The 17,368-nt window shown below is 65.0% G+C and carries 22 protein-coding genes and 1 tRNA gene; 22 read left to right on the top strand and 1 reads right to left on the bottom strand.

From position 1 onward, the window contains the following. Positions 1 to 8 precede the first annotated feature (8 nt). From hisD to tatC, 14 genes are all read left to right on the top strand, one after another. Entirely contained in the window at positions 9 to 1,325 is a 1,317-nt protein-coding gene (gene hisD, locus WT24_RS04365; protein ID WP_060031486.1) for a histidinol dehydrogenase, read from the top strand. 145 nt (positions 1,326 to 1,470) lie between these two features. Next, complete coding sequence (gene hisC / locus WT24_RS04360; protein WP_060031483.1) at positions 1,471 to 2,544, top strand: histidinol-phosphate transaminase; 1,074 nt, start codon at positions 1,471 to 1,473, stop codon at positions 2,542 to 2,544. A 65-nt stretch (positions 2,545 to 2,609) separates the two neighbouring features. Further along, positions 2,610 to 3,197 (top strand): imidazoleglycerol-phosphate dehydratase HisB, encoded by a 588-nt coding sequence (gene hisB / locus WT24_RS04355; RefSeq protein ID WP_011546606.1) that lies wholly within the window; start codon positions 2,610 to 2,612, stop codon positions 3,195 to 3,197. A gap of 61 nt (positions 3,198 to 3,258) precedes the next feature. Beyond that, positions 3,259 to 3,879 (top strand): YchE family NAAT transporter, encoded by a 621-nt coding sequence (locus WT24_RS04350; protein ID WP_059499738.1) that lies wholly within the window; start codon positions 3,259 to 3,261, stop codon positions 3,877 to 3,879. Continuing rightward, positions 3,876 to 4,517: an imidazole glycerol phosphate synthase subunit HisH gene (gene hisH, locus WT24_RS04345; protein WP_059499737.1), complete on the top strand. Its 642-nt coding sequence runs from the start codon at positions 3,876 to 3,878 to the stop codon at positions 4,515 to 4,517. Before WT24_RS04350 ends, hisH begins: the two co-directional genes overlap by 4 nt. 163 nt (positions 4,518 to 4,680) lie before the next feature. Further along, positions 4,681 to 5,436 (top strand): 1-(5-phosphoribosyl)-5-[(5-phosphoribosylamino)methylideneamino]imidazole-4-carboxamide isomerase, encoded by a 756-nt coding sequence (gene hisA / locus WT24_RS04340; RefSeq protein ID WP_059499736.1) that lies wholly within the window; start codon positions 4,681 to 4,683, stop codon positions 5,434 to 5,436. 106 nt (positions 5,437 to 5,542) lie between these two features. Beyond that, a complete protein-coding gene (gene hisF / locus WT24_RS04335; RefSeq protein ID WP_059499735.1) occupies positions 5,543 to 6,316 on the top strand; it encodes an imidazole glycerol phosphate synthase subunit HisF in 774 nt (257 codons plus the stop codon). Next, positions 6,316 to 6,732, top strand: coding sequence for a phosphoribosyl-AMP cyclohydrolase (gene hisI / locus WT24_RS04330; protein WP_059780301.1), 417 nt, complete (start codon positions 6,316 to 6,318; stop codon positions 6,730 to 6,732). The genes hisF and hisI overlap by 1 nt, the downstream gene beginning before the upstream one ends. Continuing rightward, entirely contained in the window at positions 6,729 to 7,094 is a 366-nt protein-coding gene (locus tag WT24_RS04325) for a phosphoribosyl-ATP diphosphatase (RefSeq protein ID WP_059499734.1), read from the top strand. The genes hisI and WT24_RS04325 overlap by 4 nt, the downstream gene beginning before the upstream one ends. 70 nt (positions 7,095 to 7,164) lie before the next feature. Then, the gene (locus WT24_RS04320) at positions 7,165 to 7,557 is read left to right on the top strand and encodes a hypothetical protein (protein ID WP_059499733.1); all 393 of its coding nucleotides are present in this window, start codon (positions 7,165 to 7,167) and stop codon (positions 7,555 to 7,557) included. Positions 7,558 to 7,588: 31 nt separating this feature from the next. Further along, positions 7,589 to 7,954: a histidine triad nucleotide-binding protein gene (locus WT24_RS04315; protein WP_034209779.1), complete on the top strand. Its 366-nt coding sequence runs from the start codon at positions 7,589 to 7,591 to the stop codon at positions 7,952 to 7,954. A 94-nt stretch (positions 7,955 to 8,048) separates the two neighbouring features. Further along, positions 8,049 to 8,279: a Sec-independent protein translocase subunit TatA gene (gene tatA / locus WT24_RS04310; protein ID WP_034209780.1), complete on the top strand. Its 231-nt coding sequence runs from the start codon at positions 8,049 to 8,051 to the stop codon at positions 8,277 to 8,279. Positions 8,280 to 8,305: 26 nt separating this feature from the next. After that, entirely contained in the window at positions 8,306 to 8,839 is a 534-nt protein-coding gene (gene tatB / locus WT24_RS04305) for a Sec-independent protein translocase protein TatB (protein WP_060031480.1), read from the top strand. Between the two features lie 41 nt (positions 8,840 to 8,880). Further along, complete coding sequence (tatC, locus tag WT24_RS04300) at positions 8,881 to 9,669, top strand: twin-arginine translocase subunit TatC (RefSeq protein WP_059499731.1); 789 nt, start codon at positions 8,881 to 8,883, stop codon at positions 9,667 to 9,669. 207 nt (positions 9,670 to 9,876) lie between these two features. On the opposite strand, the gene WT24_RS04295 is transcribed toward tatC, so the two are convergent. After that, positions 9,877 to 11,082, bottom strand: a complete 1,206-nt coding sequence (locus tag WT24_RS04295; protein WP_059499730.1) for a Do family serine endopeptidase — start codon at positions 11,080 to 11,082, stop codon at positions 9,877 to 9,879. Positions 11,083 to 11,103: 21 nt separating this feature from the next. Here WT24_RS04295 and WT24_RS04290 point away from each other — a divergent pair, with 21 nt between their 5' ends. The 8 genes from WT24_RS04290 (at position 11,104) to WT24_RS04255 (ending at position 17,257) form a co-directional block, all read left to right on the top strand. Further along, positions 11,104 to 11,850: a Nif3-like dinuclear metal center hexameric protein gene (locus tag WT24_RS04290; RefSeq protein WP_060031478.1), complete on the top strand. Its 747-nt coding sequence runs from the start codon at positions 11,104 to 11,106 to the stop codon at positions 11,848 to 11,850. Between the two features lie 218 nt (positions 11,851 to 12,068). Further along, complete coding sequence (gene petA / locus WT24_RS04285) at positions 12,069 to 12,689, top strand: ubiquinol-cytochrome c reductase iron-sulfur subunit (RefSeq protein WP_059499728.1); 621 nt, start codon at positions 12,069 to 12,071, stop codon at positions 12,687 to 12,689. Next, positions 12,689 to 14,071 carry a cytochrome bc complex cytochrome b subunit gene (locus WT24_RS04280; protein WP_059499727.1) on the top strand — a complete coding sequence of 461 codons (1,383 nt, stop codon included), beginning with the start codon at positions 12,689 to 12,691 and terminating at the stop codon, positions 14,069 to 14,071. Before petA ends, WT24_RS04280 begins: the two co-directional genes overlap by 1 nt. A gap of 21 nt (positions 14,072 to 14,092) precedes the next feature. Continuing rightward, the gene (locus WT24_RS04275) at positions 14,093 to 14,851 is read left to right on the top strand and encodes a cytochrome c1 (protein WP_059499726.1); all 759 of its coding nucleotides are present in this window, start codon (positions 14,093 to 14,095) and stop codon (positions 14,849 to 14,851) included. Positions 14,852 to 14,945: 94 nt separating this feature from the next. After that, on the top strand, positions 14,946 to 15,557 hold the full coding sequence (locus tag WT24_RS04270; protein WP_006400565.1) for a glutathione S-transferase N-terminal domain-containing protein: 612 nt from the start codon (positions 14,946 to 14,948) through the stop codon (positions 15,555 to 15,557). A gap of 71 nt (positions 15,558 to 15,628) precedes the next feature. Next, positions 15,629 to 16,150: a ClpXP protease specificity-enhancing factor gene (locus WT24_RS04265; protein ID WP_027809263.1), complete on the top strand. Its 522-nt coding sequence runs from the start codon at positions 15,629 to 15,631 to the stop codon at positions 16,148 to 16,150. Between the two features lie 18 nt (positions 16,151 to 16,168). Next, positions 16,169 to 16,244: transfer RNA gene (locus tag WT24_RS04260), tRNA-Thr, on the top strand. Positions 16,245 to 16,387: 143 nt separating this feature from the next. Continuing rightward, complete coding sequence (locus WT24_RS04255; protein ID WP_082742092.1) at positions 16,388 to 17,257, top strand: IS110 family transposase; 870 nt, start codon at positions 16,388 to 16,390, stop codon at positions 17,255 to 17,257. Positions 17,258 to 17,368 lie beyond the last annotated feature (111 nt).

Below are 17,368 nucleotides of genomic sequence, written 5' to 3'. Positions count from 1 at the left end.
GAACTCCCATGTCCATCACCATCCGCAAGCTCGACTCGACGAACGAAGGCTTCGGCGCCGCCCTGCGCGCCGTGCTCGCGTTCGAGGCGAGCGAAGACGAGGCGATCGAGCAATCGGTCGCGCAGATCCTCGCCGACGTGAAGTCGCGCGGCGACGCCGCGGTGCTCGAGTACACGAACCGCTTCGACCGGCTGGGCGCGGACAGCGTCGCCGCGCTCGAATTGCCGCAGGACGCGCTGCAGACGGCGCTCGACGGCCTCGTGCCGAAGGCGCGCGCGGCGCTGGAAGCCGCCGCGGCGCGGGTGCGCGCGTACCACGAGAAGCAGAAGATCGAGTGCGGCACGCATAGCTGGCAGTACACGGAAAGCGACGGCACGGTGCTCGGCCAGAAGGTCACGCCGCTCGACCGCGTCGGCCTGTACGTGCCGGGCGGCAAGGCCGCGTATCCGTCGTCGGTGCTGATGAACGCGATTCCCGCGCGTGTCGCGGGGGTCGGCGAGATCGTGATGGTCGTGCCGACGCCGGACGGCGTGAAGAACGACCTCGTGCTCGCCGCGGCGCTGCTCGGCGGCGTCGATCGCGTGTTCACGATCGGCGGCGCGCAGGCGGTCGGCGCGCTCGCGTACGGCACGGCGACGGTGCCGGCTGTCGACAAGATCTGCGGCCCCGGCAACGCGTATGTCGCGTCGGCGAAGCGCCGCGTATTCGGCACGGTCGGCATCGACATGATCGCCGGGCCGTCGGAAATCCTCGTGCTGTGCGACGGCACGACCGATCCGAATTGGGTCGCGATGGACCTGTTCTCGCAGGCCGAGCACGACGAACTCGCGCAGTCGATCCTGCTGTGCCCGGACGGTGCGTTCCTCGATCGCGTCGAGAAGGCGATCGACGAACTGCTGCCGACGATGCCGCGCCAGGACGTGATCCGTGCGTCGCTCGAGGGGCGCGGCGCGCTGATCAAGGTGCGCGACATGGCCGAGGCGTGCCGGATCGCGAACGACATCGCACCGGAACACCTCGAAATCTCGGCGCTGGAGCCGCAGCAATGGGGTCAGCAGATCCGCCATGCGGGCGCGATCTTCCTCGGCCGCTATACGAGCGAAAGCCTCGGCGACTACTGCGCGGGGCCGAACCACGTGCTGCCGACGTCGCGCACCGCGCGCTTCTCGTCGCCGCTCGGCGTGTACGACTTCATCAAGCGCTCGAGCCTGATCGAGGTCAGCGCGGAAGGCGCGCAGACGCTCGGCGAGATCGCGTCCGAGCTCGCGTACGGCGAAGGACTGCAGGCGCATGCGAGGAGCGCCGAGTTCCGGATGAAGGGCTGAGCGCGCCGCGCGCGGGGCCGGGCGCGCGCCGACGCGCCGGCACCGGCACCGGCGGCCCCGGATCGACGCAGGAGACGAGCGCAAGGCGGCAGCCGCCGCCTTGCCAACCATTTGACGCCGGCGCGACGCACGCCGGCTTGAGACCATGACGACGCCACAAGACATCATCCGCCGCGACGTGCTCGCGATGACGAGCTATCCGGTTCCCGACGCGAGCGGGTTCGTGAAGCTCGACGCGATGGAGAACCCGTATCCGCTGCCGGCGCCGCTCGCCGCGGCGCTCGGCGAGCGGCTCGCGCAGGTCGCGCTGAACCGCTACCCGGCGCCGCGCCCGGCCGCGCTGCTCGACAAGCTGCGCCACGCGATGCGTGTGCCGGCCGGTTGCGACGTGCTGCTCGGCAACGGTTCCGACGAAATCATCAGCATGATCGCGGTCGCGTGCGCCCGGCCGGGCGCGAAGGTGCTCGCGCCGGTGCCGGGCTTCGTGATGTACGAGCTCTCGGCGAAGCTCGCGCAGCTCGAATTCGTCGGCGTGCCGCTGAAGGCCGACCTGACGCTCGACGTCGACGCGATGCTCGCGGCGATCGCCGAGCACCGGCCGGCGATCGTCTATCTCGCGTATCCGAACAACCCCACCGGCACGCTGTACGACGATGCCGACGTCGAGCGGATCGTCGAGGCCGCGCGGCACAGCCTGATCGTGATCGACGAGGCGTACCAGCCGTTCGCGGAGCGCTCGTGGCTGCCCCGTGCCGCCGAGTTCGACAATGTCGTCGTGATGCGCACGGTGTCGAAGCTCGGCCTCGCGGGTATCCGCCTCGGCTATCTCGTCGGCTCGCCCGCGTGGCTGAACGAATTCGACAAGGTGCGCCCGCCGTACAACATCAACGTGCTGACCCAGGCGACCGCCGATTTCCTGCTCGACCACCTCGACGTGCTCGATGCGCAGGCGGCCGAATTGCGCGCGGAGCGCGCGCGCCTCGCGCAGGCGGTGGCCGCGCTGCCGGGCGCGACGGTGTTTCCGAGCGCCGGCAATTTCCTGCTGGTGCGCGTGCCGGACGCGGCTGCCGTGTTCGATGCGCTGCTCACCGAGCGGGTGCTGGTCAAAAACGTGAGTAAAATGCATCCGTTACTGGCCGAATGCGTGCGGCTGACCGTCGGTTCTCCCGACGAAAACGCCCGCCTGCTGGCCGCCTTGAAACTCGCGCTGCCCGGTTGAGCCCAGGGCGCGGCGGCGCGCGACGATCAATCCCCATTTACATCAGACTCAATCAAGGAATTGCCATGCGTGTGGCGGAAGTCGTTCGCAATACCAGCGAAACGCAGATCCGTGTGAAGCTCGATCTCGACGGCACCGGCCGGCAGAAGCTGGCCACCGGCGTGCCGTTTCTCGACCATATGCTCGACCAGATCGCGCGACACGGTCTGGTCGATCTCGAGGTCGAAGCGCATGGCGACACGCATATCGACGATCACCACACGGTCGAGGACGTCGGCATCACGCTTGGCCAGGCCGTCGCGAAGGCGATCGGCGATCGCAAGGGCATCCGCCGCTACGGCCATTCGTACGTGCCGCTCGACGAGGCGCTGTCGCGCGTCGTGATCGACTTCTCGGGCCGGCCCGGCCTCGAATTCCACGTGCCGTTCACGCGCGCGCGGATCGGCACGTTCGACGTCGACCTGTCGATCGAGTTCTTCCGCGGCTTCGTGAACCACGCGGGCGTCACGCTGCACATCGACAACCTGCGCGGGATCAACGCGCACCATCAGCTCGAGACGGTGTTCAAGGCCTTCGGCCGCGCGCTGCGCGCGGCGGTGGAGCTCGACGAGCGCGCGGCGGGGCAGATTCCGTCGACGAAAGGAAGCCTCTGAACGTCCGAACGGACTGCGCTCGGGACAACCTCACGGCTTCGGCGCGCGGTGCCGGCTTGCGATGGATCTGCTCAAATCGTTCATTTCGCTGCTCGCGCTGATCAATCCGGTCGGTGCGGTGCCGTTCTTCCTGAGCCTGACGGCGCAGCAGACGGAGGCCGAGCGGCGGCGCACGATCCGGATCGCATCGGTGTCGGTGTTCTGCGTGATGACGGTGACCGCGCTGCTCGGGCAGCAGATCATCAACTTCTTCGGCATTTCGGTCGGGTCGCTCGAAGTCGGCGGCGGGATCATCATGCTGCTGATGGCAATCAACATGCTCAACGCGCAGATCGGCAACACGCGATCGACGCCCGAGGAGCGCGACGAAGCCGAGCTGAAGGACAACATCGCGGTCGTGCCGCTGGCGATTCCACTGCTCACGGGCCCCGGCTCGATCAGCACGGTGATCGTCTATGCGGCGAGCGCGCATCACTGGTATGAACGGGCCGGGCTGGTCGCGATCGGCGCGGTCCTGGCTTTTCTGTGTTTCGTCGCGATGCGGCTCGCCGAGCCGATCGCGAACTGGATCGGCCGCACCGGCATCAACATCGCCACGCGGCTGATGGGTCTGATGCTGTCGGCGCTGGCGGTGGAATTCATCGTCAATGGACTGAGGGCGCTACTGCCTGCACTGAGATGAAAACTTCGATTGCGATTGTGGATTATGGGATGGGCAACCTGCGCTCGGTCGCGCAGGCGCTCAAGAAAGCCGAACCGGCCGCCGACGTGGCGATCGTCGACACGCCGGCCGCGATTCGCGCGGCCGACCGCGTCGTGCTGCCCGGCCAGGGTGCGATGCCCGACTGCATGCGCTGCCTCGGCGAATCCGGCCTGCAGGAGGCCGTGATCGACGCGTCGCGCACGAAGCCGCTGCTCGGCGTGTGCGTTGGCGAGCAGATGCTGTTCGACTGGAGCGCGGAAGGCGACACGAAGGGCCTCGGCCTGTTGCCCGGCAAGGTCGTGCGCTTCGAGCTCGACGGCCGGCTGCAGGACGACGGCTCGCGCTTCAAGGTGCCGCAGATGGGCTGGAACCGCGTGCGCCAGGCGCAGCCGCACCCGCTGTGGGACGGCGTGCCCGACGACGCGTATTTCTACTTCGTGCACAGCTATTACGTCGTGCCGGACAACCCGGCGCACACGGTTGGCGAAACGGCCTACGGCGCGCCGTTTACGTCAGCGGTCGCGCGGGACAATCTCTTCGCGACCCAATTCCACCCCGAGAAAAGCGCGGAGGTCGGGTTGCGTCTGTATCGCAACTTCGTACACTGGAAACCGTAAACGTGGTGCGCGAGCCACAGTCGAACTGGCCGAACGGCCTGTCGCGCGGGGCTTGCCCGCTTAAGCGCCGAAAGAGTTGTACTAAACTAGCGAGACGGCGCGGCACCGGTTTGGCCGGTACGCGCCGGATTCTTTTCATTTTCCACGACGACACCCGATTGCTATGTTGCTGATTCCGGCCATCGACCTCAAAGACGGTCAGTGTGTGCGCCTCAAACAGGGCGATATGGACCAGGCCACGATTTTCTCCGAGGACCCGGCGGCGATGGCCCGCAAGTGGGTCGATCTCGGCGCCCGGCGGCTCCATCTCGTCGACCTGAACGGCGCATTCGCCGGCAAGCCGAAGAATCTCGAGGCGATCGAAGCGATCCTCGACGAAGTCGGCGACGAAATCCCGGTACAGCTCGGCGGCGGCATCCGCAGCCTCGAGACGATCGAGAAGTATCTCGACGCCGGCCTGTCCTATGTGATCATCGGCACTGCCGCCGTGAAGAATCCGGGCTTTCTGCAGGACGCATGCACCGCGTTCGCGGGCAACATCATCGTCGGGCTGGACGCGAAGGACGGCAAGGTCGCGACCGACGGCTGGAGCAAGCTGACCGGCCACGAAGTGATCGATCTCGCGAAGAAGTTCGAGGACTATGGCGTCGAATCGATCGTCTACACGGACATCGGCCGCGACGGGATGCTGCAGGGCATCAACATCGACGCGACCGTGAAGCTCGCGCAGGCCGTCGGCATTCCGGTGATCGCGAGCGGCGGCCTGTCGAATCTTGCGGACATCGACAAGCTCTGCGAAGTCGAGGAACACGGCGTCGAAGGCGTGATCTGCGGCCGCGCGATCTATTCCGGCGATCTCGATTTCGCGGCCGCGCAAAAGCGCGCGGACGAACTGAACGGCGAACTCGACAACGCGTAACCGCGGTTGTCCCGTTCGCCGGGGCTGCCCGCGAGCAGCCCCGACCGGACGCCTCGTGCGAGGCCTCCGCAACCGGCCGTCCCAGCGCGGCATTTGGCGCAACATCATGGCTCTAGCTAAACGCATCATCCCCTGCCTGGACGTGACTGCCGGGCGTGTCGTCAAGGGCGTCAATTTCGTCGAGCTGCGCGACGCCGGCGACCCCGTCGAAATCGCCCGCCGCTACGACGAACAAGGTGCCGACGAACTCACGTTCCTCGACATCACCGCGACGTCCGACCAGCGCGACCTGATCCTGCCGATCATCGAAGCCGTCGCGTCGCAGGTGTTCATTCCGCTGACCGTCGGCGGCGGCGTGCGTGCCGTCGAGGACGTACGGCGCCTGCTGAACGCGGGCGCGGACAAGGTCAGCATGAATTCGTCGGCGGTCGCGAATCCGCAGCTCGTGCGCGACGCGGCCGACAAGTACGGCTCGCAGTGCATCGTCGTCGCGATCGACGCGAAGCGCGTGTCGGCCGACGGCGAGACGCCGCGCTGGGAAGTGTTCACGCACGGCGGCCGCAAGAACACGGGCCTCGACGCGATCGAATGGGCACGCAAGATGGCCGAGCTCGGCGCGGGCGAGATCCTGCTCACGAGCATGGACCGCGACGGCACGAAGTCGGGCTTCGACCTTGCACTCACGCGCGGCGTGTCGGACGCGGTGCCGGTGCCGGTGATCGCGTCGGGCGGCGTCGGCTGCCTGCAGGATCTCGCGGACGGCATCAAGGACGGTCGCGCCGACGCGGTGCTGGCCGCGAGCATCTTCCACTACGGCGAGCACACGGTCGGCGAGGCGAAGCGCTTCATGTCCGACCAGGGCATCCCGGTGAGGCTGTGATGAATACCGAAACGAAATCCCTGCCCGCGTGGCTCGACAAGGTCCGCTGGGACGACAACGGCCTCGTGCCGGTGATCGCGCAGGAAGCGTCGACGAACGACGTGCTGATGTTCGCGTGGATGAATCGCGAGGCGCTCGCGAAGACGATCGAGACCCGGCGCGCGGTCTATTATTCGCGCTCGCGCAAGCGCCTGTGGTTCAAGGGCGAGGAGTCGGGCCACGTGCAGCACGTGCACGAGGTGCGGCTCGACTGCGACGAGGACGTCGTGCTGCTGAAGGTCGAGCAGGTGTCGGGCATCGCATGCCACACCGGCCGGCATTCGTGCTTCTTCCAGAAATTCGAAGGTACCGTGGACGGCGGCGACTGGGTCGCGGTCGAGCCGGTGCTGAAAGACCCCGAACACATCTACAAATGACGCAATCGACCGAAGACACGCTGCTGCGCCTCGCGGCCGTGATCGATAGCCGCAAGGGCGGCGATCCCGATCAATCGTACGTGTCGCGCCTGTTCCACAAGGGCGACGACGCGGTGCTGAAGAAGATCGGCGAAGAGGCGACGGAAGTCGTGCTGGCCGCGAAGGACGTGCGCCAGGGCGGCGCGCCGGCCGCGCTCGTCGGCGAGGTGGCCGACCTGTGGTTCCACTGCCTCGTGATGCTGTCGCATTTCGACCTGAGCCCGGCCGACGTGATCGCCGAACTCGAGCGCCGCGAGGGCTTGTCGGGCATCGAGGAAAAAGCGCTGCGCAAGCGCCGCGAGCGCGAGGAAAACGGCGGGTGACGGACAGACCCCGCCGCGGTGGCAACAGTGCGGTAAGCTGTAAGAATTGTCATCTGACGGGGGTAGCATCATGAACGAAACGTCGAACCAGTTTCCGACGCCGGCGGTGCCGGGAGCAGCGGATGCCGAACGCCTGAACGGGCTGCGCACGCTGACCCACGTGCTGTACGGCCTCTATGCGATTCACTGGCTGACGGGCGGCGTCACCGGCATCATCGCGATCATCATCAACTACGTGAAGCGCGGCGACGTGGCCGGCACGCCGTACGCCGATCACTTCGAGTGGCAGATCCGCACGTTCTGGCGCGCGCTGATCGCTTACGTGATCGGGATCGCGCTGCTGTTCGTCGCGGTCGGATTCGTCGTGATGTTTGTCACATGGATTTGGACGCTGTACCGTATCATCAAGGGTTGGCTGTACCTGAACGACAACAAGACGCTCGATTCGCAGGCGTGGTTCTGACCGGCCGCGTGCGAGCGTTTGCAGGAGCAACATGAGTCACGATCCGAATTGCCTGTTCTGCAAGATCGCGGCAGGCGAGATCCCGAGCACGAAGGTGCACGAGGACGACGAATTCGTCGCGTTCCGCGACATCCGCCCGGCCGCCGAGACGCACGTGCTCGTGATTCCGCGCCGGCACGTGCCGACGCTGTCGGCGGTGGGCGACGCCGATGCGCCGATGCTCGGCCGGCTGATGCTGCTCGTCGCGCGTCTGGCCGACCAGCTCGGGGTCGCGTATACGGGCGGCGAAACCGGTTTTCGCACGGTGATCAACACGGGCCCGGGCGGCGGGCAGGAGGTCTACCACCTGCACGCGCATATCCTGGCCGGCCCGCGCCCGTGGCAACGGATGGGTTGACGAAGCGGGGCGTTTCCCCGCATCCGATAGTCGAAGCCGGCGCGTCGCCGGCGATTTGCGCCGCATCGCGGCGTGGTTGAGGAGAGGTTTCATCATGGGTGGATTGAGCATTTGGCACTGGCTGATCGTGCTGCTGATCGTCGCGCTGGTTTTCGGTACGAAGAAGCTGCGCAACATCGGCAACGACCTCGGCAGCGCCGTGAAGGGTTTCAAGGACGGCATGAAGGAAGGCGAAACGCCGGCGGACGCGCAGCAATTGCCGCGTTCGGGCACGGTCGACGTCAACGCGAAGGAAACGACGCGTTCCGATTCGAACAAGGCGTAACGCCGGCACGCTGACAGGCATTCGCGATGCTGGATCTCGGTCTTTCGAAGATGGCGCTGATCGGCGTCGTCGCGCTCGTGGTGCTCGGCCCCGAGCGCCTGCCGCGCGTCGCGCGTACGGCCGGCGCGCTGTTCGGCCGCGCGCAGCGGTACATCAACGACGTGAAGGCCGAGGTCTCGCGCGAAATCGAACTCGACGCGCTGCGGACGATGAAGACCGATTTCGAATCGGCCGCGCGCAATGTCGAGACGACGATTCACGACAACCTGCGCGAGCACGAGAAGGTGCTGAACGACACGTGGCATTCCGCGGTCGGCGGTGTCAACGAAGGCTCGGTCGATGCCGGCACGTACGGTAGCGACACGCCCGCAGCGCCGTCGTGGCGTGGCGGCAGTTCGGCCGCGCTTGCGCCGAAGCGTCGCAACTGGCGCATCAAGCAGGCGGCGACGCCTGTCTGGTACAAGCGCGCGACGACCCGCCGCACGCACGTGCAGTCGGGCGCCGCACGTGTCGCGCGCCACCAGCCGGCCAGCCTGCGCCGGCCGACGCGCTTCTTCTGAGTCGAGCGCATGCTCGCTCGTCAATCCTACCGAGGGCCGGTGTGAGCGACCCCCAGCAGAACCCGGGCGACGCCCCGGAAGAAACCTTCATTTCCCATCTCGTCGAGCTTCGCGATCGCATCATTCGCGCGGGGCTGGCCGTGATCGTCGTGTTCGTCGGGCTCGTCTACTGGGCGCCCGACATCTTCAGGCTGCTCGCGCGGCCGTTGATGGAGAACCTGCCGAAAGACGGCAAGATGATCGTCACCGACGTCACCGGCTCGTTCTTCGTGCCGATGAAGGTCACGATGCTCGTCGCGCTCGTGATCGCGCTGCCGATCGTGCTGTACCAGATCTGGGCGTTCGTCGCGCCGGGGCTGTACCAGCACGAGAAGAAGCTCGTCACGCCGCTCGTCGGCAGCAGCTACGTGCTGTTTCTGTGCGGGATGGCGTTCGCGTACTTCCTCGTGTTTCCGACGATCTTCCGCGTGATGGCGCACTACAACGCGCCGCTCGGGGCCGAGATGACGACCGACATCGACAACTACCTGAGCTTCGTGCTCGGGATGTTCATCGCGTTCGGCGTCACGTTCGAGGTGCCGATCGTCGTCGTGCTGCTCGTCCGGATGGGCGTGCTGTCCCTGCAGAAGCTGAAGGAGATGCGACCGTACGTGATCGTCGGCGCATTCGTGGTCGCGGCGGTCGTCACCCCGCCGGACGTGTTCTCGCAACTGATGCTGGCGCTGCCGCTCGTCGTGCTGTTCGAGATCGGGCTGCTGGCCGCGCGGTTCTTCGTGCCGAAGAAGCCGGTAGAAGAGGGCGAGGCGGGGAACGGCGAAGCCGCGGGTTGACGGCGCGTCGCCGGGCGGCTTTCCGGGCCAAGCCGGAGGGGCCGGTACCTGTGGTTGGCCGCCAGCCAGCGCATGCCAACGCGGCCTTCCCGGCACCAGACATCGTTGGAAGCAAAGCAAAAGGGCAGCCAGCCGGCTGCCCTTTTTCATTTCTGCGCCGCATCAAATCGCATCGCGAACGGCAAGCGGCGTGCCGCCCGCCGAGCCTCATTCGCTATCGTTGTCCTGCTCGTCGAGCGTCTGCTTCGGCGGCGGCGGACGCTTGCCGATCACGACGTTCACGTCGAACTGCTTGCCCTTGCGGACGACGTGCACCTTGGTCGGCGTGCCCGGCTTGATTTGCGCGACGACATTCAGCAGCTTCGTCGTGTCGGTGATGTCCTCGCCGTTGACGCTCACCAGGATGTCGCCCGGCTTGATGCCGGCCTTGTCGGCAGGGCCGCCCTGCAGCACGCCCGCGACGATCGCGCCCGATTTCTGCTGGAGCCCGAACGACTCGGCGATTTCCGGCGTGACGTCCTGCGGCTCGACGCCGATCCAGCCGCGCGTGACCGAGCCCGTCGTGATGATGCTTTCGAGCACCGTGCGCGCGGTCGAGACCGGAATCGCGAAACCGATGCCGAGCGAGCCGCCCGAGCGCGAGTAGATCGCCGTGTTGATGCCGAGCAGGTTGCCGTTCACGTCGACCAGCGCGCCGCCGGAGTTGCCGGGGTTGATCGGCGCGTCGGTCTGGATGAAGTTCTCGAACGTGTTGATGCCGAGGTGGTTGCGGCCGAGCGCGCTGATGATCCCCATCGTCACCGTCTGGCCGACGCCGAACGGGTTGCCGATCGCGAGCACGACGTCGCCGACGCGCGACTGGTCGGAGCGGCCGAGCGTGATCGTCGGCAGGTTCGTCATGTTGATCTTCAGTACCGCGAGATCGGTTTCGGGATCGCTGCCGATCACTTTCGCGGTGGCCGTGCGGCCGTCGGCGAGCGCGACTTCGATCTGGTCGGCGCCGTCCACGACGTGCTGGTTCGTTAGAATGTAACCTTCAGGGCTCACGATGACGCCGGAGCCGAGGTTGGCGGCCGGCTCGTCCTGCTGCTTGCGGGCGTTGCGGTCGCCGAAGAAGTAACGGAACAGCGGATCCTTTGCGCGCGGGTCGGGCGGCAGCGAGCCGTCCTTGCTGGAGAACACGTTGACGACGGCCGGCATCGCCTTCTGCGCGGCTTCGGCATACGACGTGGTCGCCGGTGCGCCGCCGATGCCCGGCGCGACTTCGCGCAGCGCGACGATCGGCGTGGCGAGCTGCTTGCCGAGCTGTCCTTGCCGTTGCAGCCATTGCGGCTTGAGCGTCACGACGATGAACATCAGCGCGAGCAGTACGGTCACCGCTTGCGCGAAGAACAGCCAGAAGCGTCTAAGCATCTGAATGGATTAGAGGTTTATATGGATCGGATCGAACTTGAATTGTACTTGAACAATACCCTTGAAACCGCGCGCTTCAAGGACTATTGCCCGAACGGCCTCCAGGTCGAAGGGCGCCGCAAGATCGAGAAGATCGCCACCGGCGTGACGGCGTCGGTCGCGCTCCTCGAAGCCGCGCTCGAATGGGGGGCGGATGCCGTGCTCGTCCATCACGGCTATTTCTGGCGCAACGAGGCGCCGCAGATCACCGGCCGCAAGTATCAGCGCCTGAAGCTGCTGCTCGCGAACGACCTGAACCTGTTCGCGTTTCACCTGCCGCTGGATGCGCATCCCGAGTTCGGCAACAACGCGCAGCTCGGCGAAAAGCTCGGCCTGATCGGCGAGCAGCGCTTCGGCGAAGGCGACCTGGGCTGGATGGCGACGCTGCCGATGCCCGTCACGCTCGAGCACTTCGTCGCGAAGGTCGAGCGCACGCTCGGCCGCGCGCCGCTCGTGCTGGGCGACCCGGACACGCAGTTGCGCCGCATCGCGTGGTGCACGGGCGCCGCGCAGAGCTATTTCGACGCGGCGATCGATGCCGGCGCGGACGTGTTCCTGACCGGCGAGGTGTCCGAATCGACCACGCACGCGGCGGCGGAGAGCGGTGTCGCGTTCGTTGCGGCGGGGCACCATGCGACCGAGCGCTACGGAATCCAGGCGCTGGGGCGCCACTTGTCCGAAGAATTCGATCTCGAACACCTTTTTATCGATATTCATAATCCGGTCTGAGCGACGGATTTGCGGCAGCGCATCGAAATTTCACAATGTAGCATTTGCTTAAAAGTGAAATGATTTAATCGCTCCGATAGTGGGGGATAACCCTTAACTATCAACCACTTCGAAGGGATTTTCATCGCCGGGCCTTGTAAATGGCGACTCCATTCGCGCAAACTAGCGGCGGAATGAAAAGTCGTGACGGAAAATCCAACTCAGAAGTGGGGCGTGTGATGCGAGACAAGGAAGAGAAACGCGTCGACAGCGGCCGCCGTACCTGGCTGATTGCGACATCCGTAGCAGGTGGCGTAGGAGGCGTAGCCACCGTCATACCTTTCGCGGCGTCGCTCGCGCCGTCCGCGAAAGCGAAAGCGGCCGGTGCACCGGTCGAGGTCGATATCAGCGGCCTGAAGCCCGGCGAAATGGTCACCGTGCCGTGGCGCGGCAAACCCGTCTGGATCCTGAATCGCACCGATTCGATGCTGGCCGACGTGGTCAAGGCCGACAAGGAAGTGGCCGATCCGACCACGAAATCCCCGTATTCGATGCCGTTGCCCGCGTATTGCGCCAACGAATATCGCGCGCGGACCGATCGCAAGAACATTCTCGTCGTGATGGCCGTGTGTACGCACCTCGGCTGCACGCCTAGCCAACGCTTCACGCCGGGTCCGCAGCCGAACCTGCCGGACGACTGGCCGGGCGGTTTCCTGTGCCCGTGTCACGGTTCGACCTACGACCTCGCCGGCCGCGTGTTCAAGAACAAGCCGGCGCCTCAGAATCTCGACATCCCGCCCTACATGTTCACGTCGGCGACGACCCTCGTGATCGGCAAGGACGAGAAAGGAGAAGCGTGATGGCCGCCGACAACAAGGAAGTCTCCACGACAGGTTTCACCGGCTGGATCGATCAGCGCTTCCCGCTCACGTCCACCTGGAAGAAGCACGTATCCGAGTACTACGCGCCGAAGAACTTCAACTTCTGGTACTTCTTCGGCTCCCTCGCGCTGCTGGTGCTCGTCAACCAGATCGTCACGGGCATCTTCCTGACGATGAACTACAAGCCCGACTCGACGCTCGCGTTCGCGTCGGTCGAGTACATCATGCGCGAGGTGCCGTGGGGCTGGCTGATCCGCTACATGCACTCGACCGGTGCATCGATGTTCTTCGTGGTCGTCTACCTGCACATGTTCCGCGGGCTGCTGTATGGGTCGTACCGCAAGCCGCGCGAGCTCGTGTGGATCTTCGGCTGCGCGATCTTCCTGTGCCTGATGGCCGAGGCGTTCTTCGGCTATCTGCTGCCGTGGGGCCAGATGTCGTTCTGGGGCGCGCAGGTGATCGTGAACCTGTTCTCGGCGATCCCGTTCGTCGGCCCTGACCTGTCGCTGTGGATTCGCGGCGACTACGTCGTGTCCGACGTCACGCTGAACCGCTTCTTCGCGTTCCACGTGATCGCGATTCCGCTCGTGCTGGTCGGGCTCGTCGTCGCGCACCTCGTTGCGTTGCACGAAGTCGGGTCGAACAACCCGGACGGCATCGAGATCAAGGCGAAGAAGGACGAGAACGGCATCCCGCTCGACGGCATCCCCTTCCACCCGTACTACTCGGTGCACGATTTCCTCGGCGTGTGCGTGTTCCTGATGGTGTTCGCGCTGATCGTGTTCTTCTCTCCGGAGATGGGCGGCTACTTCCTCGAGGCGAACAACTTCGTCCCGGCGAACCCGCTGCAGACGCCGCCCGAGATCGCGCCGGTCTGGTACTTCACCGCGTTCTACGCGATGCTGCGCGCGACCACCGACCCGTTCAAGATCGTGCTGATGATCGTGATCGCGCTGCTCGGCGTGCTCGCGCTGATCCGCGCGCGCGGCAAATGGAAGGTCGGGTTGCCGGTGCTGGCCGCCGCGATCGTCGTGTTCATGTACCTGACGGAGTCGAAGTTCTGGGGCGTCGTCGTGATGGGCTCGGCGGTGATCACGCTGTTCTTCCTGCCCTGGCTCGACCGCAGCCCGGTGAAATCGATCCGCTACCGGCCGCTGTTCCACAAGGTGTTCCTCGGGATCTTCGTCGCGGCGTTCCTGACCCTCGCGTTCCTCGGCACGCGGCCGCCATCGCCTGCGGCGACGCTGATCGCCCAGGCCTGTGCGTTGATCTACTTCGCGTTCTTCCTCGGCATGCCCGTCTGGACGCCGCTTGGCACGTTCAAGCAGCCGCCGGAACGGGTGCGCTTCAAGCCCCATTAACGTGAGCGAGGAGAGAACGACATGAAGAAACTGCTTTCGACACTCGCGCTGATCGGGGCGACCGCCTGTGCGCTGCTGGCGGCGCCGGCCGTGCGGGCGGAGGGTAATTTTCCGCTCGACCGGGCGCCCGATAACACGGAAAATCTCGTTTCGCTTCAGCACGGCGCGCAATTGTTTGTAAACTATTGCCTGAACTGCCACAGCGCGAACCTGATGCGCTACAACCGTCTGACGGATCTGGGCATATCCCAGAAGGAGATCGAGAAGAATCTCCTGTTTACGACCGACAAGGTCGGGAACACGATGTCCGTCGCGATGCGGCCCGACGACGCGAAGAACTGGCTCGGCACCACGCCGCCCGACCTGTCGGTCGAGGAGCGCGCGCGCGGCCGCGACTGGCTGTACACGTATCTGCGCAGCTTCTACCGCGACGATACGCGGCCGACCGGCTGGAACAACGCGGTGTTCGAGAACGTCGGCATGCCCCATGTGTTGTGGCAACTGCAGGGGCAACGCGTAGCCAAATTCGAAGACAAGACGGACGAGGAGACGGGCGAGAAGGTCCACACGCTCGTCGGCTTCCAGCAGGTCACGCCGGGGACGCTCTCGTCGCCCGACTACGATGCTGCGGTGGCCGACCTGGTGGCCTATATGACATGGATGTCCGAGCCGGCCCAGCAGACCCGCAAGCGCCTCGGCGTGTGGGTGCTGATCTTTCTCGGTGTCCTGACTTTCCTGGCCTGGCGGCTGAATGCCGCGTACTGGAAAGATATCAAGTAAACACGCCTGACCGGCGTGGGGCCGGCGCAAGGCGGAACCCGTGAAAGGGGTTTCGCCGCGTGCCGGCCCTCGGCTTTTTTGAGGAAACGCAAATATGATGGTTCTGTATTCCGGCACAACTTGCCCGTTCTCCCAGCGTTGCCGGCTGGTGCTGTTCGAGAAGGGCATGGACTTCGAAATCCGTGACGTCGACCTGTTCAACAAGCCGGAAGACATTTCGGTGATGAACCCGTACGGTCAGGTGCCGATCCTGGTCGAGCGCGACCTGATCCTGTACGAATCGAACATCATCAACGAGTACATCGACGAGCGCTTCCCGCATCCGCAACTGATGCCGGCCGACCCGGTGCAGCGCGCGCGTGCGCGCCTGTTCCTGCTCAACTTCGAGAAGGAACTGTTCGTCCACGTCAGCACGCTCGAGAACGAGAAGGGCAAGGCGGCGGAGAAGAATCACGAGAAGGCCCGCCTCGCGATCCGCGATCGCCTGACGCAGCTCGCGCCGATCTTCGTGAAGAACAAGTACATGCTCGGCGAGGAGTTCTCGATGCTCGACGTCGCGATCGCACCGCTGCTGTGGCGCCTGGATCACTACGGCATCGAGCTGTCGAAGAACGCCGCGCCGCTGATGAAGTATGCCGAACGGATCTTCAGCCGTCCGGCCTACATCGAAGCACTGACGCCGTCCGAAAAGGTCATGCGTCGTTAATGTTGCAATGAAGGCATGACGGAGCGGGTGGCGCGGCGTGCCGCGTGCCCGCTCCGGGTTCGAGGATTGTGATGCAAGAGATTTCAACGAAGCCTTATCTGCTGCGCGCGTTGTACGAGTGGTGCACCGATAACGGTTACACGCCGCATATCGCGGTGAGGGTCGACAACTCGACGCGCGTGCCGCGTCAGTTCGTGCGTGACGGCGAGATCGTGCTCAACATCAGCTTCGAGGCGACGAGCCAGTTGCAGATGGGCAACGAGTGGATCGAGTTCACGGCCCGGTTCTCCGGGAAGGCGCACAAGATCGAGATTCCGGTTGCCAACGTGCTCGCGATCTATGCGCGCGAGAACGGGCAAGGGATGGCGTTCCAGGTCGATGCGGTCGCGGGCGAAGGCGAGGATTCGGGCGCGTTCGACGATGACGCCGTGCCGGCCGATGACGCGCAGCGCGACGAGTCCGTCTCGCCGTTGGCGCCGGTCGCCGACAGCGGCGCGAACGAGGAGCCGTCCGAAGGGGCCGACGAACCGCCGAAAACCGACGGCGACGGCTCGAAAGGCGGCAGCAGGCCTCGCCTCAAGATCGTGAAATGAGGTAGAATCTCGCGCTACGCCGGCTTAGCTCATCTGGTAGAGCAGTTGATTTGTAATCATCAGGTGGCGGGTTCGAGTCCTGCAGCCGGCACCAAACACCCTTCCAAGGCCATCCTTGGAAATCCAGAAACCCGTGATAGCACAAGGCTTCACGGGTTTTTTTTATTCCTGATTTGTCCAGCCTGACCCGTGTGAATCCGGGGGCATGCGGGGGCACCTCTGGGGGAACTTTGGTTGATGGTCGATGCCCCTGACAAAAAATGCCCCTGGGGCTGTAAGGTGCACTATGCCGCTGACCGACATCGCTATCGGAAAGGCCTCCCCGCGTGGAAAAGCCGTACCGCCTCGCTGATGGCGGCGGGATGTATCAACATGCGGTTTGTGCCCATCAAGAACGTCGATCAACAGGCGGTTCTTGCATTGCACCGAGCCCGCCAAGGGTTCGTTCGGGCGCGTACCGCGCAGGCCAATCAGATGCGCGGGCTGCTGGGGGAATTCGGTTTGGTGATGCCGTGGGGGATCACCAGCATTGCCCAGCACGTACCTCAGCTCATCGAAGATGCAAGCAATGAACTGCCGGGGTCATTCCGTCTGTTGATACAGCGCTTGACGGACCACTTGAAGGAACTTGACCGGCAGGTCGCAGAGATCGAGACGCAGATCAACGCGTGGCATCACGCGAGCGACGCCAGTCGCCGACTGGCAGAGATTCCCTGCATCGGCCCGATTACGGCCAGCGCTCTGGTTGCCTCGATCGGCGACGGCAAGTGCTTCAGCAATGCCCGGCAACTGGCGGCCTGGTTAGGTCTGTTTAGGTCTGGTACCCAGACAGTATTCGAGCGGAGGAAGCCGCCGCTGCTGGGTATCAGCAAGCACGGCGATACCTACCTGCGGACACTGATGGTGCACGGCGCGCGGGCTGTCGTTCGCTATTGCGCCAACAAGGACGATGCGTTCTCGGGCTGGCTTCATCGCTTGCTCACGCGCCGGCACAAGAACGTTGCCGTGGTAGCAGTGGCGAACAGGAACGCCCGGATTGCCTGGGCGCTGCTCACACAAGGCACTGCGTTCCGATCGGATTACGCGCCGTCCGCGGCCGCTGCGTAATCCGATCGGGTTCGGTCAAGGCTCTCCCAGGAGGTTGCTTGGGCAATCGTGACGTGATGGCAAGACAGGTTGGACCGGGATCGGAATACTCTGCCCTCCCACAGGCGCTTC

Origin of the sequence: Burkholderia sp. MSMB1078WGS (genome assembly GCF_001528895.1) — a bacterium.
Lineage (GTDB): Bacteria > Pseudomonadota > Gammaproteobacteria > Burkholderiales > Burkholderiaceae > Burkholderia.
The sequence above is the reverse complement of the archived record's forward strand: the minus strand, read 5'-3'. Positions and strand labels throughout refer to the sequence as shown.

What these genes read in the sequence shown, in the direction of transcription:
- hisD (WP_060031486.1), top strand. Translation starts at nt 9, where the DNA reads ATGTCCATCACCATCCGCAAGCTCGACTCGACGAACGAAGGCTTCGGC.
- hisC (WP_060031483.1), top strand. Translation starts at nt 1,471, where the DNA reads ATGACGACGCCACAAGACATCATCCGCCGCGACGTGCTCGCGATGACG.
- hisB (WP_011546606.1), top strand. Translation starts at nt 2,610, where the DNA reads ATGCGTGTGGCGGAAGTCGTTCGCAATACCAGCGAAACGCAGATCCGT.
- WT24_RS04350 (WP_059499738.1), top strand. Translation starts at nt 3,259, where the DNA reads ATGGATCTGCTCAAATCGTTCATTTCGCTGCTCGCGCTGATCAATCCG.
- hisH (WP_059499737.1), top strand. Translation starts at nt 3,876, where the DNA reads ATGAAAACTTCGATTGCGATTGTGGATTATGGGATGGGCAACCTGCGC.
- hisA (WP_059499736.1), top strand. Translation starts at nt 4,681, where the DNA reads ATGTTGCTGATTCCGGCCATCGACCTCAAAGACGGTCAGTGTGTGCGC.
- hisF (WP_059499735.1), top strand. Translation starts at nt 5,543, where the DNA reads ATGGCTCTAGCTAAACGCATCATCCCCTGCCTGGACGTGACTGCCGGG.
- hisI (WP_059780301.1), top strand. Translation starts at nt 6,316, where the DNA reads ATGAATACCGAAACGAAATCCCTGCCCGCGTGGCTCGACAAGGTCCGC.
- WT24_RS04325 (WP_059499734.1), top strand. Translation starts at nt 6,729, where the DNA reads ATGACGCAATCGACCGAAGACACGCTGCTGCGCCTCGCGGCCGTGATC.
- WT24_RS04320 (WP_059499733.1), top strand. Translation starts at nt 7,165, where the DNA reads ATGAACGAAACGTCGAACCAGTTTCCGACGCCGGCGGTGCCGGGAGCA.
- WT24_RS04315 (WP_034209779.1), top strand. Translation starts at nt 7,589, where the DNA reads ATGAGTCACGATCCGAATTGCCTGTTCTGCAAGATCGCGGCAGGCGAG.
- tatA (WP_034209780.1), top strand. Translation starts at nt 8,049, where the DNA reads ATGGGTGGATTGAGCATTTGGCACTGGCTGATCGTGCTGCTGATCGTC.
- tatB (WP_060031480.1), top strand. Translation starts at nt 8,306, where the DNA reads ATGCTGGATCTCGGTCTTTCGAAGATGGCGCTGATCGGCGTCGTCGCG.
- WT24_RS04295 (WP_059499730.1), bottom strand. Translation starts at nt 11,082, where the DNA reads ATGCTTAGACGCTTCTGGCTGTTCTTCGCGCAAGCGGTGACCGTACTG.
- WT24_RS04290 (WP_060031478.1), top strand. Translation starts at nt 11,104, where the DNA reads ATGGATCGGATCGAACTTGAATTGTACTTGAACAATACCCTTGAAACC.
- petA (WP_059499728.1), top strand. Translation starts at nt 12,069, where the DNA reads ATGCGAGACAAGGAAGAGAAACGCGTCGACAGCGGCCGCCGTACCTGG.
- WT24_RS04280 (WP_059499727.1), top strand. Translation starts at nt 12,689, where the DNA reads ATGGCCGCCGACAACAAGGAAGTCTCCACGACAGGTTTCACCGGCTGG.
- WT24_RS04275 (WP_059499726.1), top strand. Translation starts at nt 14,093, where the DNA reads ATGAAGAAACTGCTTTCGACACTCGCGCTGATCGGGGCGACCGCCTGT.
- WT24_RS04270 (WP_006400565.1), top strand. Translation starts at nt 14,946, where the DNA reads ATGATGGTTCTGTATTCCGGCACAACTTGCCCGTTCTCCCAGCGTTGC.
- WT24_RS04265 (WP_027809263.1), top strand. Translation starts at nt 15,629, where the DNA reads ATGCAAGAGATTTCAACGAAGCCTTATCTGCTGCGCGCGTTGTACGAG.
- WT24_RS04255 (WP_082742092.1), top strand. Translation starts at nt 16,388, where the DNA reads ATGGTCGATGCCCCTGACAAAAAATGCCCCTGGGGCTGTAAGGTGCAC.